This is a genomic window from Clostridium sp. FS41 (assembly GCF_000954015.1).
Lineage (GTDB): Bacteria > Bacillota > Clostridia > Lachnospirales > Lachnospiraceae > Enterocloster > Enterocloster citroniae.
In genome coordinates this window covers 123,542-138,485 of record NZ_JYHN01000040.1, presented here as the reverse complement: position 1 = coordinate 138,485, position 14,944 = coordinate 123,542, and the positions used below count along the sequence as shown (strand labels likewise).

The 14,944-nt window shown below is 52.3% G+C and carries 13 protein-coding genes; all 13 read right to left on the bottom strand.

From position 1 onward, the window contains the following. Positions 1 to 93 precede the first annotated feature (93 nt). Positions 94 to 1,893 (bottom strand): sensor histidine kinase, encoded by a 1,800-nt coding sequence (locus CLFS41_RS06255; protein ID WP_007863326.1) that lies wholly within the window; start codon positions 1,891 to 1,893, stop codon positions 94 to 96. Positions 1,894 to 2,058: 165 nt separating this feature from the next. Then, positions 2,059 to 3,960: a sigma 54-interacting transcriptional regulator gene (locus tag CLFS41_RS06250; protein ID WP_007863327.1), complete on the bottom strand. Its 1,902-nt coding sequence runs from the start codon at positions 3,958 to 3,960 to the stop codon at positions 2,059 to 2,061. Positions 3,961 to 4,126: 166 nt separating this feature from the next. Then, positions 4,127 to 5,086: a D-2-hydroxyacid dehydrogenase gene (locus tag CLFS41_RS06245; protein ID WP_040416385.1), complete on the bottom strand. Its 960-nt coding sequence runs from the start codon at positions 5,084 to 5,086 to the stop codon at positions 4,127 to 4,129. A 55-nt stretch (positions 5,087 to 5,141) separates the two neighbouring features. After that, positions 5,142 to 6,050, bottom strand: a complete 909-nt coding sequence (locus CLFS41_RS06240) for a TIM barrel protein (protein ID WP_007863329.1) — start codon at positions 6,048 to 6,050, stop codon at positions 5,142 to 5,144. 83 nt (positions 6,051 to 6,133) lie between these two features. Then, positions 6,134 to 7,045: a TIM barrel protein gene (locus CLFS41_RS06235; protein WP_007863330.1), complete on the bottom strand. Its 912-nt coding sequence runs from the start codon at positions 7,043 to 7,045 to the stop codon at positions 6,134 to 6,136. An 11-nt stretch (positions 7,046 to 7,056) separates the two neighbouring features. Next, complete coding sequence (locus CLFS41_RS06230) at positions 7,057 to 7,992, bottom strand: transketolase C-terminal domain-containing protein (protein WP_045091775.1); 936 nt, start codon at positions 7,990 to 7,992, stop codon at positions 7,057 to 7,059. Then, on the bottom strand, positions 7,992 to 8,819 hold the full coding sequence (locus CLFS41_RS06225; RefSeq protein WP_007863333.1) for a transketolase: 828 nt from the start codon (positions 8,817 to 8,819) through the stop codon (positions 7,992 to 7,994). The genes CLFS41_RS06230 and CLFS41_RS06225 overlap by 1 nt, the downstream gene beginning before the upstream one ends. An 88-nt stretch (positions 8,820 to 8,907) precedes the next feature. Then, positions 8,908 to 9,570, bottom strand: coding sequence for an aspartate/glutamate racemase family protein (locus CLFS41_RS06220; RefSeq protein WP_045091774.1), 663 nt, complete (start codon positions 9,568 to 9,570; stop codon positions 8,908 to 8,910). After that, entirely contained in the window at positions 9,567 to 10,421 is an 855-nt protein-coding gene (locus CLFS41_RS06215; RefSeq protein ID WP_007863339.1) for a sugar phosphate isomerase/epimerase family protein, read from the bottom strand. The genes CLFS41_RS06220 and CLFS41_RS06215 overlap by 4 nt, the downstream gene beginning before the upstream one ends. Before the next feature lie 352 nt (positions 10,422 to 10,773). Continuing rightward, the gene (locus CLFS41_RS06210) at positions 10,774 to 11,760 is read right to left on the bottom strand and encodes a tripartite tricarboxylate transporter substrate-binding protein (RefSeq protein WP_045091773.1); all 987 of its coding nucleotides are present in this window, start codon (positions 11,758 to 11,760) and stop codon (positions 10,774 to 10,776) included. Positions 11,761 to 11,796: 36 nt separating this feature from the next. Then, complete coding sequence (locus tag CLFS41_RS06205; RefSeq protein WP_045091772.1) at positions 11,797 to 13,302, bottom strand: tripartite tricarboxylate transporter permease; 1,506 nt, start codon at positions 13,300 to 13,302, stop codon at positions 11,797 to 11,799. A gap of 17 nt (positions 13,303 to 13,319) precedes the next feature. Then, a complete protein-coding gene (locus tag CLFS41_RS06200) occupies positions 13,320 to 13,769 on the bottom strand; it encodes a tripartite tricarboxylate transporter TctB family protein (protein ID WP_045091771.1) in 450 nt (149 codons plus the stop codon). Between the two features lie 29 nt (positions 13,770 to 13,798). Further along, positions 13,799 to 14,800 carry a 4-hydroxythreonine-4-phosphate dehydrogenase PdxA gene (locus CLFS41_RS06195; protein WP_007863344.1) on the bottom strand — a complete coding sequence of 334 codons (1,002 nt, stop codon included), beginning with the start codon at positions 14,798 to 14,800 and terminating at the stop codon, positions 13,799 to 13,801. Positions 14,801 to 14,944 lie beyond the last annotated feature (144 nt).

Genomic DNA, 14,944 nt, shown 5'->3' with positions numbered 1-14,944 from the left:
TTACTGCATTCCATCTATGCATTCCATCTATACATTCCGCCCGTACCTTCCGCCACACATTTCCGCCACACATGCCGCCACACATTCCACTGATCAGCAGACCTGCTGCCGTTCCGGTATCACCAGCACAAACTCCGTGCCCTCTCCCCAGGTGCTGTTCACCGTGATCTCAGCCTCCTCCTGATAGTACAGCCTGAGCCGGTGGATGACATTGCTGATCCCAATGCTTTTGCTGTTAAGAGGCCCATTTTCACTGATCTCCTTCCGGATCTCAGCCAGAACCTCCCCCTTCATACCGCTGCCGTTATCCCGTATGCGGATTTCCAGTTTTCCGTCCTGGCGCTTAAAGGCTTTTACATAGATCATGCCACCTTCCTTCACCTCCTCAAAAGCGTGAAGAATGGTATTCTCAATAATGGGCTGCAGCAGCATCTTATAGATGGGAAATGCCATGGCTTCCTCTGTTATGTCGTATTCACAGTCAAACGAGTACTGGAACCTGTCCCGCTGGAGGAAAATATACTTTTTCAGCCAGCTGATCTCAGCCTCCAGCACCACCTCCATGTCAATATTGGAAATGCTGTAGCGCAGCAGGCTTCCCAGCACTCCCAGCATGTTGCTTATCTCCTCCTCATCATGCTCAATGGCCCTCCAGTTAATGGAATCCAGGGTGTTAAACAGGAAATGGGGATTGATCTGGGCCTCCAGGGCCTTGATCTCAGCGTGCTTCTGGCTGATAGCCGCCGCCTTGATCTCCTCATTTTTCTGTTTCAATTTTTCCACAAGGGAATTGACCCTGGCGGTCATGGTGTTGAACTGCCTTACGATCACATACAGCTCGTTCTTTTCATCCATCTCCACATTGATCTGCTTGGCATCCGTACCCTCGTAATTGTGGATGCCCTGGGCGATCTTCTGGATGGTCTGGATATATTTTCTGGAAATAAGAAACACAGTGGAAAAGTAAATGCAGGTAATGGTAAGCACCAAAACCACCACTGCCCTTACCATGTCATAGATATCCTTCCTGTACAAATCCGTGTCCACAATATTCATAATGGTCCATTCCGTACCCTCAATGGAATGACGCATTTCGGAGATCCGTTTGGTCTTGCCAAACTCCTCCTTTACATATTCCTTATAATTCAGGTTGATAAAATCAGGATCCGTGCCTGCCAGGATCCGGTCCTCCCGGTCCAGGATAATGGTGGCAACCCCGCTCTCCTTGCGCTTGTCCTCATTTCCCTCAAAAAGCAGCACGTCATTCTCCAGGGCCATCACCAGCACACCGCTCTGCTCCTTGGTGCGCAGGTTTTTTACCGGAAAGCCCATGAGCACCACATAATCCCCTTTGATCCCGCCCTCCCGCAGATTCACTGTGGCGATAAAGGTCAGCTTCTGTTGTTTTTCCACCTCGTCATGGATAACCTCCCGCTTCCGGTCATCGATCCAGATATTCTCATGGTTGCTGCTGTACCATTTGGAATAGGACGCATATCGTCCGCTGTCCCCCAGAAATGTAATGCTTCTGATCCTGTCATATGTATACACACTGCTCCTGAGCAGGTCTTCCATGTGGCCCACATCCATGATCAGGGTGTCCTCATTTCCCTCATTGATCCGTTTGGACAGACTGATATATTCCTTGTTGGTCACCAGCTCATAGAGCACATTCTCATACTCATCCATCCGCTCGTGCACAACCTCCTCATGCTGCCCGGCGTTCTGGTCCAGCAGGGTATTGGCTGCTTTTAATATGTTGTTGTAATAAATCGCGCTTATGAATAAGGTGATGATAATGATGGGAAGGACTGCAACCAGCAGATAGATGACAATAACCTTTCTCTGCAGGCTGGATTTGGTTCCCAAAAAGCGTTCTATGTATTTGTTCATATATCCCGTTCCCCGATTTTCATTTTCATTCCGTACTAAGACCATTATAGTTTAAGCTTCCGGGGGGAGCAAGGGATTTTCTCCAATGTGCCCCGGAATGGGAAAAGGCGCTCCCAGCCATCTCTTACAGATAGCCGGAACCGCCTTTGCCATACAGACTGTTTGTTATGTGGTGTCCTTCTTTTCTTTAGCCATTCGCTCCATGCGCCAAAGGGTGGTCCTGCTGACCCCCAGTTCCTTGGCAATATCCTGCTTCTTCTTCCTGGGTTTGAGGGAAGAGTAGATATCCTCCGGTCCATCCCGCTGTCCCCTGGGTGTTTTTACAACAGGGTCGGGGGACGGCTCACCGGAGCGGAAGATCTTAAGCATCTGTATCTCCTTTGACCCGATCTCCTGGGCATCACTGAGCACCACCAGGCGCTCGCAGATGTTGCGCAGCTCACGCACATTTCCCGGCCAGTGATAATCCATAAGGCACTGGACCGCCTCCGGGGACAGCTTCGGAATGGACTTTCCCATCTCACAGGCAAACCGGGTGAGATAAAAATCCACCATCTCCTGGATATCCCCGCTGCGCTCCCGCAGGGGAGGAATGGTGATATCCAGCAAATTCAGACGGTAGTACAGATCCGACCGGAACTGTCCCTCCTGTATCTTTTCTTCTATATTGATATTCGTGGCTGAGATCACCCTCACGTCCACGGGCTGAAGACGGCTGCTGCCGATGCGGCGTATCTCCTTTTCCTGGAGGACGCGCAGGAGCTTGGCCTGGAGCGCGGTGGGGATCTCACCTATCTCGTCCAGGAAAATGGTCCCTTTGTGAGCCAGTTCAAACAGGCCCGCCTTGCCGTTTTTGGAAGCACCGGAAAATGCTCCCGGCTCATATCCAAACAGTTCACTTTCCAGCAGGTTCTCCGGCAGTGCCGCACAGTTTAGGGCCACAAACGGTTCTGCGCTCCGCCTGCTCTCCCTGTGGATGCTGTGGGCAAACAGCTCCTTGCCGGTTCCCGTCTCCCCCACAATAAGGACATTGGAGTCCACCCGGCTGTACCGCTTTGCCATCTGGATATTCTCACGGATGGAGTGGCTGGAACCGATGATGTCGTCAAAGGAATACTTTGCAGTAAGTCCCTGTTTCGCAAGGCTGTGGCGTATCTTGCTCTCCGCCTCCAGGATCTGTTCCGCGTAGCGCACAATGATAATGGCGCCTTTGCCCATCTTATCCACAACAACAGGCTTATACTCCGTATACAGTTTCCGGTCCTCCCACTGGATGATCTCCTCCTTTTCCCTTCCGTTCTCCACCACGTCCTGCCATGTGAACCCCGGACAGACCTCCTCCACAGGGCGTCCCATAAAGTCCGATCTGGTTGACAGATGAAAGGTCCGGTACGCCTGGTTGTTCAGGGCCTGGATCTGCCCCGCCCCATTGACGGCCACCAGGGCATCGGAACTGGTGTTAAGGATGGCGCTTGTCATATTAAACCTGGCCCGCTCCAAATTGATGGTCCTGGCAGCGTCCATTGCCTGCTTTAACGCCTGCTCAATGGCAATGTCCTTGGTATGGATATGGACCCTTCTTAAATTCTCCTTGTCGCAGAGCCCGCACATGGTGCCCGCGCCCACAAATACGTCCGCCCCGCTCTCCCTTGCCAGATGTATGGCTTCAAGGGTGGATGCCTCATCCTGGATGGCATAGTATTTGATCTCCGCCTGGCACAGGCGTTCCAGCTCCGCCACTGCCCCGTTGTCCATGTACCGGACGCATAGGGCGATCTTCTTAGGTGCAAACTCCTGTCTGGCCTTGATCAGCGCCTCCAGGATATCGAAACTGGACAGCTGGATCTCCACCACATGCTTTTTGGGGAACAGTGAGATCAGCCTGTCATAGGTCATGCCCCTGGCCACCAGGATCTCGGCATCTCCGTGGCCTGACAGGGATTCGGGGGTGCCGAACACGTGAAGCAGCTCGATCTTTACATCATCCTGGATCGGGACCTTTCTCACAGCTGCCTCAAATCTGTCCTTCATATTCAAATACGGTATGAACATGCGTATAGTAACCATAGGTTCCCTTCCTCCCGCTTCCGGAGTCTGTCTGGACCTATCAAGGCCCTGCTCCGGATAAAAAATGTACCCAACTATGAAATATGCCAACGTGAACATTATATCATAATCGGGTACATCCGTGTACATTGGATTACAGCCGGCCGCGCTCAGGCCTGGACTTCCCCTACCGGTTGACCACGTTCTGAGGCTTTCCGTCCACAAACTGCCGCAGGTTATCCACTGCAATGTCCATCAGCCTCTGCCTGGATTCCCTGGGAGCCCATGCAATATGAGGGGTAATGATCATATTTTTCGCGCCCAGAAGGGGATTGTCCTCCCTGATAGGCTCTGTGGAAACCACATCCACGGCCGCACCGCTGACTTTTCCACTGTTTAGCCCCTCTTTCAGGTCCTCCTCCACAATCAGGGGGCCTCTGGAAGTATTGATGATCTTAACCCCGTCCTTCATCTTTGCAATGGTGTCCTTGTTGATGATTCCTTCCGTGGAAGGGAACAGGGGGCAGTGAAGGCTGATCACATCAGCCTCTGCCAGCAGCTGGTCTAAGGATACGTACCTGCAGTGTTCTGTTTCCAGATCTTTGTTGGGATATTCGTCAAAGGCAAGGACATTCATGCCCAGGGCCTGGGCGATCTGTGCCGTCCTCCGGCCGATCCTTCCGAATCCGATGACGCCGAAGTTTTTGCCGGCCAGCTCCATGAGCGGATGTTTCCAGAAGCACCAGTCCTGATTGTGGGTCCACTCCCCTGCCTTTACGCAGTCGGAATGCTCCCCGATATGGTGGCACAGTTCCAGAAGAAGGGCGATCGCGTACTGGGCCACCGCATCCGTTCCATAGGTGGGAATATTGGAGACCACCACCCCGTTTGCCTTGGCTGCCGCTGTGTCGATCACATTGTACCCCGTGGCCAGGACACCGATAAACTTAAGGCTGGGGCACTTTGCAATGGTCTCTGCAGAAATTGGTGTCTTGTTGGTGTACACCGCCTCTGCGTCCCCGATCCGCTCCAGGATCTTATCCGCGGGAGTCCTGTCATACACGGTCAGGGAGCCGATGGCTTCCAGTCCCTCCCAGCTTAAGTCTCCCGGATTCTCCGTATATCCGTCTAAAACAACAATTTTCATCATACTTACCTCCTTATCATGTTTCGTGTGCTCTTTCAGATTCCAACAGCACTCTTTATGCCTCATCCTCTACCAATGCCCATGCCCGGTTGATGACCCGCTTTGTATTGGCCAGGATGATATCCCCGTCCTCGCCTGCCCATGGCTTTACTTCCAGTGACAACACGTATGGCTCCTCTTTGTTAAAAAAGCCTTCCTCCCTTAACACGGTAAAAAAGTCAACCAGCTGCATTGTGTCATTGGCGCTCTCCGGGAAGCCGAACCGGGGATGCTGGTCCCCGTATGCCTCGCAGCCTTCCTTTACCACTGCGTTGCCGATATGCAGGTGGGTGATATAGGGGCGCAGGGTCTGGATCACAAACCGGGATGTCTCATAGGTGGTGGGGAAATGGGACAGGTCCACCAGCAGGCCGAAGTTATTGTGAGTCATGCGCATGTCGGCGGCAAACCTGGCAGCATAGGGCGCAGGTCCGATGAGGGCCGCTTTATCCATATCAAAATCAAATACCTCCAGCTCCACCATCATTTTCTTGGATGCGGCATAGCTGCACACAGCCCTGGTGGTTTTAAGAAGCTGGGCATATGCCTGGTCCTTTGTCTCAGGTTCCCATTTGCCTGCCAGGAAAGCAATTCCCTTTGCGCCCATATACTCGGCCTCATCAATGGAATCAATGAGCACTGCCTCAGCCTTTTTCCTGCCCTCCTCATCCAGGTCATTGGGGTTCAGCTTGGGCCCCAGCAGACGCGGCTGGGCTCCGTAACACACCTTCATGTGTCCCTGGGCCAGCATGTCCCTCACACGGTCCTTTGTATCCTGGTCCTCAATATGGGTGATTTCCAGGACGCTGAAATACTCATCGCAGCAAATGGTCTTAACCGATTCCAGGATGGGATAATCCACCGGCGGATGGGTCATCCACTGGATGGTTCCCACCTGAAAATATTTCTGAATTGGATCCTTCATAAATGATAAGCCTCCTTTTTGTTTATGCGTACTCCCGTAATCCCCTGGTTCTCAGAATTGCGGGAGTACACTCATTTACATCGTTATACCAGCTCCCAGGCCAGGTTCAGGGTACGCTTTGCATTGGCGATCACTGCTTCCGGCCACTCATCCTTCCACGGCTTTACCTCAAAGCTGACAATGGGGCGCGTCTTTTCATTGAGAAAACCAATGGTCAGCAGCAGCCTTAAGTACCTGGCCAGTTCCGGAACATCATTTTCACTGTTTGGGAATCCAAACCTGGGATGATTGTCACCGTAAGCCTCACACTCCGGGCTTTTGATCACCGTATTGCCCATATGGGCATGGATAATATATTCCTTTACCGGGAGAATGCTCTCCTCTATGGTCTCATGGATCATGGGAATATGGCTTAAGTCCACCATCAGGCCAAAATTGTCAAATTCCTCCCTGATGGTTTTGGCATACCTGGCAGCCAGGTGCGCCGGTCCGATCAGCGCTTTCTTGTCTATGTCGTAATCAAACACCTCACAGCAGATGGGCATGTCTCCCTTTTCTTTGGCATAGGCGCACAGTTCACGGGTGGATCTCAACAGCTGCTCAAAGGACTGTTCCTTTGTCTCCTCCCGGTAGCGCCCTGACAGAAAGGAGAAATCCACGCAGCCCAGCTCATAGGCCTGGTCGATCCCCTCCTTCAGCACGGCCACTGCCTGCCGCCTGCCCTCCTCATCCAGGTCGTTAAGGTTTAACCCCCTTGACAGGGTGCGCCCCTGACCGCCATAAGCCGCTGCCATGCGGCTTGTGCGCATCATGTCTGCCGCAGCGGTCCTCACATCCGGGTCATTGATGGAGGTTACCTCCACTGCCTCAAAGTAGTCGTCCTGCACCACTTTGCCAAGGCATTCAAGAATGGGACCGTCCCCGTCCCCAATGCCTCTGTAGGCCACGTGGAGGATCAGGCCCACTTTCATGAACCTTCTCATGGATTGTTCCATGGCTTACCTCCTTATTTCCGCCTGATCACTGCCCTGCACTTGCCGGCAATGGCCTGGGGACTGTATCCGTATTTTACAAGCAGCTCACCGTAGTCCCCGGACTCCGCAAAATCCACGGCGCCGATCCGCTCCATGGGAACGGGCTTGTTCTCCACAAGCACCTCCGCCACCGCACTGCCGAGTCCGCCGTAAATACTGTGTTCCTCCACCGTGACAATGGCGCCCGTCCGTATTGCGCACTGTATCACCAGATCCCGGTCAATGGGCTTAATGGTGTGCATATCCACCACGGTGGCAGAAATCCCCTCCTGTGCCAGGAGATCCGCTGCCTCAAGGGCCTTGTGGAGAACGGTTCCCGTGGTGATGATGGTCACATCCCCGCCTTCCCTTACCGTGATCCCCCTGCCGATCTGAAAGTCCATGTCATCGGAATAATACACAGGGGCCTCCGCCCGGCTGAGTCTTAAGTACACCGGCCCATCGTGTTCCGCCATGGCAAATACCGCTTTTCTAGTCTCCGTCCCATCGGCCGCCGTGATCACGGTCATGTTTGGAATGGCGCGCACAAAGGCCAGGTCCGTAATGGCCTGATGGCTGGCCCCGTCATAGGAATCGGACAGGCCGCAGTAAGTGCCGCACAGCTTTACATTCAGGTTGTCGTAGGCGATCAGGCTCTGGATGGGGTCCGCACCCCTGGTGGTCATAAAGACCGCAAAGGTGTTCACATAGGGGATCATCCCTTCCCTGGCAAAACCGGCTGCCATGGATACCATATTCAGTTCACTGATACCCACATTAAAATACCGCTCAGGAAACGCTTTTCCAAATATCCCGCTTTTGGTGGAGGACGCCACATCCGCCTCCAGGCCCACGATCTTTGTATTCTGTTCTCCCAGTTCCTTCAGTGCCGCACCATACGCATCACGGATCGCTATCATTTTTCCCATCACAGAGCACCTCCTAATTCAGTTTTTGCCTTGGCATATTCTTCGTCATTGATGGCCTTTCCATGCCATGTGTTTCTGCCCTCCATAAAGGAGACGCCCTTGCCTTTTACGGTTTTTGCCAGGATCAGGGAAGGTTTCCCGGACACGGCTTTTGCTTCCTTTACCGCCCTGCATATGTCTTCCACATCATGACCGTCACAGGGGACCACATTCCAGCCAAATGCCTCCCATTTTGCCCTCAGGTCACCCATGGGCATGATCTCCTCAAGGGTTCCGTCCAGCTGCACTCCGTTGTTGTCCAGAAAACCGATGAGATGGTCGGCTTTAAACTTGGAGGCGGACATAGCTGCCTCCCAGACACAGCCTTCCTGTATTTCCCCATCTCCCATGATCACATATGTATAGGAATCCTGTCCCTTGATCCTTGCGGACAGGGCCATCCCAAGGCCGGCGGACAATCCCAGCCCCAGAGGGCCTGTGGACAATTCCACCCCTGGGGTCTTGTGCACACATGGGTGCCCCTGAAGCATACTGCCGGCCTGACGCAGGTTCTTTAACTCCTCTTTTGGGAAAAATCCTTTTTCCGCCAGGACCAGATAAAGGATCGGGGCTGCATGGCCTTTGGACAGCACCAGATGATCTCTTCCCTCCATGGCGGGGTTCTGCGGATCCACGTTCATGATCTCAAAATACAGGGCGGTAAGTATCTCGGTACAGGACAGGGAACCGCCCGGATGCCCGGTCTGGATGCTGTGAAGCAGATCGATCAGCTGGTTCCTGAACCGGCTGCACTGTGTCTGTAATTCCTTTTTTCGTTCATTGGTCATTGTCTTATCTCCTCTTTATGGGCACGGAAGGATCCTGTTTCGGCCTTCTGCGTGCGATCATTGTCATTTCGCCTAAAAAAATCCACCCTCAGCAAAGTGACGCAAGTTTTTGTTTGATTTCCTCTACACACAGCCTGGGGCTGGTGAGCACAGGGCATCCGGTGACAGCGGCGATCTCATATTCTAAATGGGCCATGGATGCCTGGGCCAGGACAATACAGTCATATCCTGTAAACTCCTTTGCCTTTTCCATGAGGATCCGGTCATGTTTTTCCATGTCCATGGCCTTCAGCGCCTGAAATGCCTGGGCGCACACACATGTGTCAATGGAAAGCTTTTTCCCTGCCGTCTCCCCTTCCCTCTCAATCTTTGAAACAGTGGGATGGACCGTGCTCCCGGCAGTGGCCATGACCAGCACCCGCTCACCGTATGTGACACTTGCTTTTGCCATGGCGTCATCAATGGCGATCACCGGAACCTTTATAAACGGCCGTATCATCTCCACCGTGGGGGTCAGTGTGGAACAGGTTGTAACGATCAGATCCGCCCCGGTCAGCTCCTGGGCCTTGATGTCAAGGAGAAGACGGTTCCTGTTATCCGCGGTAAATTCCCCTTTTTCATTGGGATCATTGGCCAGATAATCATCCCACAGGTTGTGGACCGTTAGATCCGTTCCAATCTCCCGGCGCAGCATTTGGTCAAAACTGACTGCCACGCTTTTTACCGTGTGGATCAATGCAATACTTTTCATATCCCGCTCCTGTCTGCTGCTTTTCTTCCATATACCCGCTCTGCAATGGGTCCGAGACATGCCATGGCTCCCCTGGCAGCTTCCTTCATGGATGGGATCTGGAATATTTCCGTACAAAAATTGCCGTCATAGCCGCATTCTTTAAAAGTGGTGAGAATCTTTTCAAAGTCCAGCCCGCAGTGGCCGGGGTAGCGGCGGTTATTGTCCGCCAGGTGGACATGTATGTTATATTTGCTGTAGTCTCTGATGGCCTGGTACAGGTCCTTTTCCTCCAGGTTCAGATGGAAGACATCCATCATCAGCCGGAAGTTAGGACGGTCCACCCGCTCTACCATGCGGGCTCCCTCTGCCAGTGTATTAATAAAATTGGTCTGCATAATGGTCACTGTCTCAAGGGCAATGGCCACATTCCCGGGCGCCGCATAGTCTGCCAGTTCCCGGAAAGCTTCCACTGCCAGTCCCTCTGTCTGCTCATGGGAAAGCCGGGCACAGTACTGGCCCCTGACCCGGCCGATATTAATGTTGGCCCCAAGGTATCCGGCAAAATCAATGATCTCCTTGGTCCGTTTAATAGCCTCCCTGCGGATCTCCTCCTCGGGGCTGGTATAGCTCAGTCCCAACTGCCCAAACAGCTCCCCTGTGCACACCAGCGCGATGGATATGCCGTATTTTTCAGCTGTTCCCTTTACTTCCTCCCAGTCAAGTTCCCCCGGGTTCAGAGTCATAAGCTCCACGCCGTCATACCCAAGCCTTGCCAGATCCCCAAAGCTTTGATCCAGCGGCCCCTGATAGGCGGTGACGGAGTCGGCAACGGCCACGTCTGGAGTGGCTACCTGATAACATAGTTTCATCTTGCATTTCCTCCTTCCATAATATCCGGCATCTTTTACCGATGGGATTCTGATGTATTAAAGAGCAAAAAACATGCCAACTTTTCTCCCCCTTACAGGTCCCCATCAGGCCCCCTGTTTTCATTTTCTTTCACACCGGACCTTTGTTTCAATTATAACATGTTTCAAAAATGTTTCGTTTTGTTTCTGGTTTCTTTTCGGGAAATGTTTCAAAATGTTTCCCTTTTTCTTTTAGCCAAGATTCTCCTGGCGCAAAAGCCATGAGCCGAACAGCCTCCCTGTTCCCGACCCATGGCTTTTTCCTTTTATCTCCATCTGAACTTTACATCAGGCTCTCCTGCGGATCCTGCTCTTACTGGATCCCCATGCTCTCCATATAGTCCTTCTCATAATCTGTCACATACCCTGTGGCCGCTGTCATGTCCATATAGTTGCCGATCAGCTTGTTCTTCTCCAGATAATCCGTATTCCAGGCATCTGTCTCAGATACCTTCTTTAACTGTTCGCTCCAGAATGCCGCCGCTGAATCGCTCATGGCCGCCGGAGCCGCCACGCCGCGCCATACCGGCACTTCCACATTTTCATAATCGCCGATCTCGCTTAAGGTGGGGGCGTCTGCCAGGTTGCCTGTGTACCGCTCCGTGGACAATGCCAGCACCGGGATCAATGAACCTGCCGCCACATACTCCGTGGCTGCCGCGGGTTTGGATATAACAAACTCAATGTGGCCTCCCAGGGCTGCTGTGATGGCATCGCCGGTGGAGTCATATGTTATGTAGGTCATCATATCCTTACCGATTCCCAGCTCCGCGATCAGGGCATCGTAAGTGGCGATATCATCTCCCTTGGAACCGCCGATCACCACCTTGGTCCCGCTCTTAGCCGCCTCTATAGCCTCGCTGAAATCAGCGTATTGTGTCTGGTCCCCCTTAAAGATCAGCTGCTTATCCACTGCCATGACGGCCAGGATCCTGAAGTTGGAGGAGCGGTTCTTTGTATTCTGCACCATAGGCATCAGGTCGCCGCTGTTAAACGTTAAAAGGGTGTAATCCGCCTTTTTCCCCTTTGTGCCGGCAACTTCATTTCGCCCGATCTCGCCGCTTCCGTCCGTCTTGTTTGTGACAATAATGGTCTGTCCATTGACCAGACTATCCTTGACCATGATATCAGATATCATCCTGGTATAGATGTCGCTGCCCCCGCCCGGACTGGACGTGACCACCCAGTTGATATTGTCCTTTGGCTCAAAGGGTCCATCGCTGCTGCTTTCCCCGCATCCTGTCATCACAGCTGCCGCCGCCATAGCTGCTATTGCCAGTAACATATTCCTTTTTTTCATTAATAAACCCTCCTATGATATTTTATGGTAAAACCGTCAAGCCTTTGATCTTGCTTTCCTTATAACTGCCTTGATAACGGGTGCAAATATAAATGCCAGGAAAATCAGCATCAGCACACAGGTGATCGGTCTTGTAAAGAAAATGTCCAGGCTGCCTCCTGAGATCATAAACGCCTTGCGCATATTGGACTCCAAAAGCTTTGCCAATACAAAGGAAAGCAGCATGGGCGCTGTTGGGAATCCGCTCTTTGTAAGGATATATCCCAGCACGCCTGACAGAAACATTACGATCACACCATACATGGAATAGCTGGAGCTGTAGGACCCAACCACACACACCGTGATGATAATGGGTATCATAAATTTCACGGGCACGGACAGTATCTTGATCAGGAAAGGAATCACGCCAATGGATACGATCAGTGTGAAAATGTTGGACAGGAACAGGGAAGCGATCAGGCCCCATGTAAACTCCGGTTCATTGGTAAACAAAAGAGGTCCGGGGTTCAGTCCCCACATCATAAGTCCGCCCAGGAGCACGGCTCCGGTCCCGCTTCCCGGAATCCCCAGTGCCAGCAGCGGAGCAAATGCCCCTGCCGCTGCCGCATTGTTTGCAGCCTCCGCGGCAGCGATCCCCTCGATGGCGCCGGTTCCAAGCTCCTCCTCGCTCTTAAACTTCTTCTGGGCCGCGTATCCCATAAAGGCGCCAGTGGTTGCCCCGGCTCCCGGGAGCACGCCCACAAAGGTGCCCATAAGGCCGGAACGTATGGCCGGAGGCAGAAGCCTTTTAAAATCATGCTTTGTCAAAAGGCTGCCTTTGATGGTCAGCTTCATATCGTGGTTTGCCTTTGCGTCCGCCCCCCGTTCCATCACCAGGTTAATGACCTGGGAAAAGCCCACCGTGCCAATGATAAAAGGTGTAAAGGGAATACCGCCCAACAGATACATGCTGCCAAAATCATAACGGGGAGAACCGGACAGGGTATCCATTCCCATGCTTGCCAGCAGGATTCCCAGCATTGTGATAACCACGCCCTTGATGGGATTTTCGCCCACAAGCCAGCTGATGGATGTCATGGCGATAAACAGCAGGGCCGTCATTTCGGACGGGCCGAATTTCAATCCTACATTGGCCAGGGCCGGTCCAGTAAATGTCAGGATGATGATGCCGATGGTTCCGCCGATAAAGGAAGCCATGTTGGCGGTAAACAGTGCCTGACCCGGACGTTTCTTTTTAGCCGCCATGGGATAACCGTCCATGGCCGTACAGATGGCCGGTGAATCTCCGGGGATGTTCAGCAGGATGGCGCTGAACGCGCCGCCGTACATATTAGAATAATAAAGGGCGCCCAGCATGATGATCGCCGTGGTGGGATTGAATTTGTAGGTAAGGGGCAAAAGCAGGGCAACGCCTGCAAGGCTTCCGATACCGGGCATGGCGCCCACGATCAGCCCCAGAACAGCGCCCATCATGGCAGCGCCTACGTTGCTGAATGTAAATAAAGTGGAAAAGCCTCCTAACAACAGTTGTATATTCTCCATCTTTTACTGCTCCTTTCCTATAAAATGTATTCCAAAAGGCCCATGGGGAAATAAACTCCCAGCCACAGGCGGAACACGCCCACGGAAATAGCCACACAGACAGCCAGCACGATCAGCGTATCCTTCCAGCTTGTACGCTCAAACACCTTCAGCCACAGTATGATAAACAGATAACAGCTGGGCAGAAGGCCGATAATATAGCTTCCAACTATGATCCCCGCGCCTCCGGCAATGACCAGAAGTTCATTCCTCTCGTACCTGGCTGATCCCTCATCTTTTAAAGACTGGATAAAAGAAGTAATACTGGTCAGGAACATGACAATTGCCATGATCGCCGGGAAAAATCCCGGCATCGGACCATCGACATCACTCCAGAACCCCAACTGCGTAAATCCAATCACTGCAAATACCACTGCGAACACTGCCAGCAGCAGCGGTACGATCTGTTTTGTCCCTATCCTTTTCATATAAACCTCCCTTTTTAAGTACACATTGCTTATGCTCTCAGGTGGTTGGCCATCCTTGCCGCCATTTTAACCGCATTCTCAAAGGCAGATGTTTTTACGATCCCCTTGCCTGCAATATCATAGGCGGTTCCATGGGCACATGTGACAATGGGAGCCGGAAGCCCTCCCGCAATGGTGATCCCCTGGTCAAATCCCTTTAATTTCAGCGCAATCTGCCCCTGATCGTGATACATGGTCACCACACCGTCAAAATCTCCGTTAAAAGCCTTGATAAACAGGATATCCGATGGATACGGCCCATAGGCGTCAATCCCCATTTCCCTGGCTTTTTCAATGACCGGAGCAATCACATCAATTTCTTCGCGTCCGCATTTCCCGCCCTCTCCGCAGTGGGGGTTCAAAGCTGCCAGCGCAAGCCTGGGCTTTTCGATTCCCGAATTTTTCAGAGACACATTGGCAAGGCGCACCGCCCTCATAATGGTCTCCTCCGTCAGGTCATGGCTTACCCGGCTGATGGGAATATGGCTGGTGGTCCTAGTGGTCCACAGATCTCCCAGGACATTGATCTCCCCAAAGGGTTCTGTGTGCTGGAACAGATGGGCCATGTAGTGATGCTCACTCTCAAAGGGGCATCCTGCTTTGATCATGGCCTGCTTATTCAGTGGCGCAAAGCAGAAACCTTCAATCTTTCCATCCTTATAAAGTTCAATTCCGGTTCTCAGCATATCCAGGCAGGCCTGTCCGCTTTTTACGTTGATCTGTGCATAGGGAACTTCCTCAGGATCCAGATCCCTCTGATCCAGCACAGGGATCCCTTTACTCCAGTCCGCATCCTCCACCCGGCTGATCACCTGCATGGGGATCTCCAGCCCGCAGATCTCAGCCCCGCGCTGAAAGATCCTCGCATCTCCGATCACCACCGGACGGCAGTACTCATCATAGAATCCGGATGCTGCCAGCTTTGCTATGATCTCAGCTCCCACTCCGGCTCCATCTCCTAAAAGCATTCCTAATATTGGTTTTGTGTTCATAAAAAATCACCCTTCCTTTTTTTTATTTTGTTTTCACATCTATGCCAATTAATAAAGCAAAATCTGTGCCAACTTTTCCAGTAAGGATGATTTTTTTATTTTTCACTGTTTTTTCCCCTGATTCCGTTGTATATTATGTATAAT

Bases quoted from the DNA above. Each gene is read 5' to 3' on its own strand.
- CLFS41_RS06255 (WP_007863326.1), bottom strand. From the start codon at position 1,893: ATGAACAAATACATAGAACGCTTTTTGGGAACCAAATCCAGCCTGCAG.
- CLFS41_RS06250 (WP_007863327.1), bottom strand. From the start codon at position 3,960: ATGGTTACTATACGCATGTTCATACCGTATTTGAATATGAAGGACAGA.
- CLFS41_RS06245 (WP_040416385.1), bottom strand. From the start codon at position 5,086: ATGAAAATTGTTGTTTTAGACGGATATACGGAGAATCCGGGAGACTTA.
- CLFS41_RS06240 (WP_007863329.1), bottom strand. From the start codon at position 6,050: ATGAAGGATCCAATTCAGAAATATTTTCAGGTGGGAACCATCCAGTGG.
- CLFS41_RS06235 (WP_007863330.1), bottom strand. From the start codon at position 7,045: ATGGAACAATCCATGAGAAGGTTCATGAAAGTGGGCCTGATCCTCCAC.
- CLFS41_RS06230 (WP_045091775.1), bottom strand. From the start codon at position 7,992: ATGGGAAAAATGATAGCGATCCGTGATGCGTATGGTGCGGCACTGAAG.
- CLFS41_RS06225 (WP_007863333.1), bottom strand. From the start codon at position 8,819: ATGACCAATGAACGAAAAAAGGAATTACAGACACAGTGCAGCCGGTTC.
- CLFS41_RS06220 (WP_045091774.1), bottom strand. From the start codon at position 9,570: ATGAAAAGTATTGCATTGATCCACACGGTAAAAAGCGTGGCAGTCAGT.
- CLFS41_RS06215 (WP_007863339.1), bottom strand. From the start codon at position 10,421: ATGAAACTATGTTATCAGGTAGCCACTCCAGACGTGGCCGTTGCCGAC.
- CLFS41_RS06210 (WP_045091773.1), bottom strand. From the start codon at position 11,760: ATGAAAAAAAGGAATATGTTACTGGCAATAGCAGCTATGGCGGCGGCA.
- CLFS41_RS06205 (WP_045091772.1), bottom strand. From the start codon at position 13,302: ATGGAGAATATACAACTGTTGTTAGGAGGCTTTTCCACTTTATTTACA.
- CLFS41_RS06200 (WP_045091771.1), bottom strand. From the start codon at position 13,769: ATGAAAAGGATAGGGACAAAACAGATCGTACCGCTGCTGCTGGCAGTG.
- CLFS41_RS06195 (WP_007863344.1), bottom strand. From the start codon at position 14,800: ATGAACACAAAACCAATATTAGGAATGCTTTTAGGAGATGGAGCCGGA.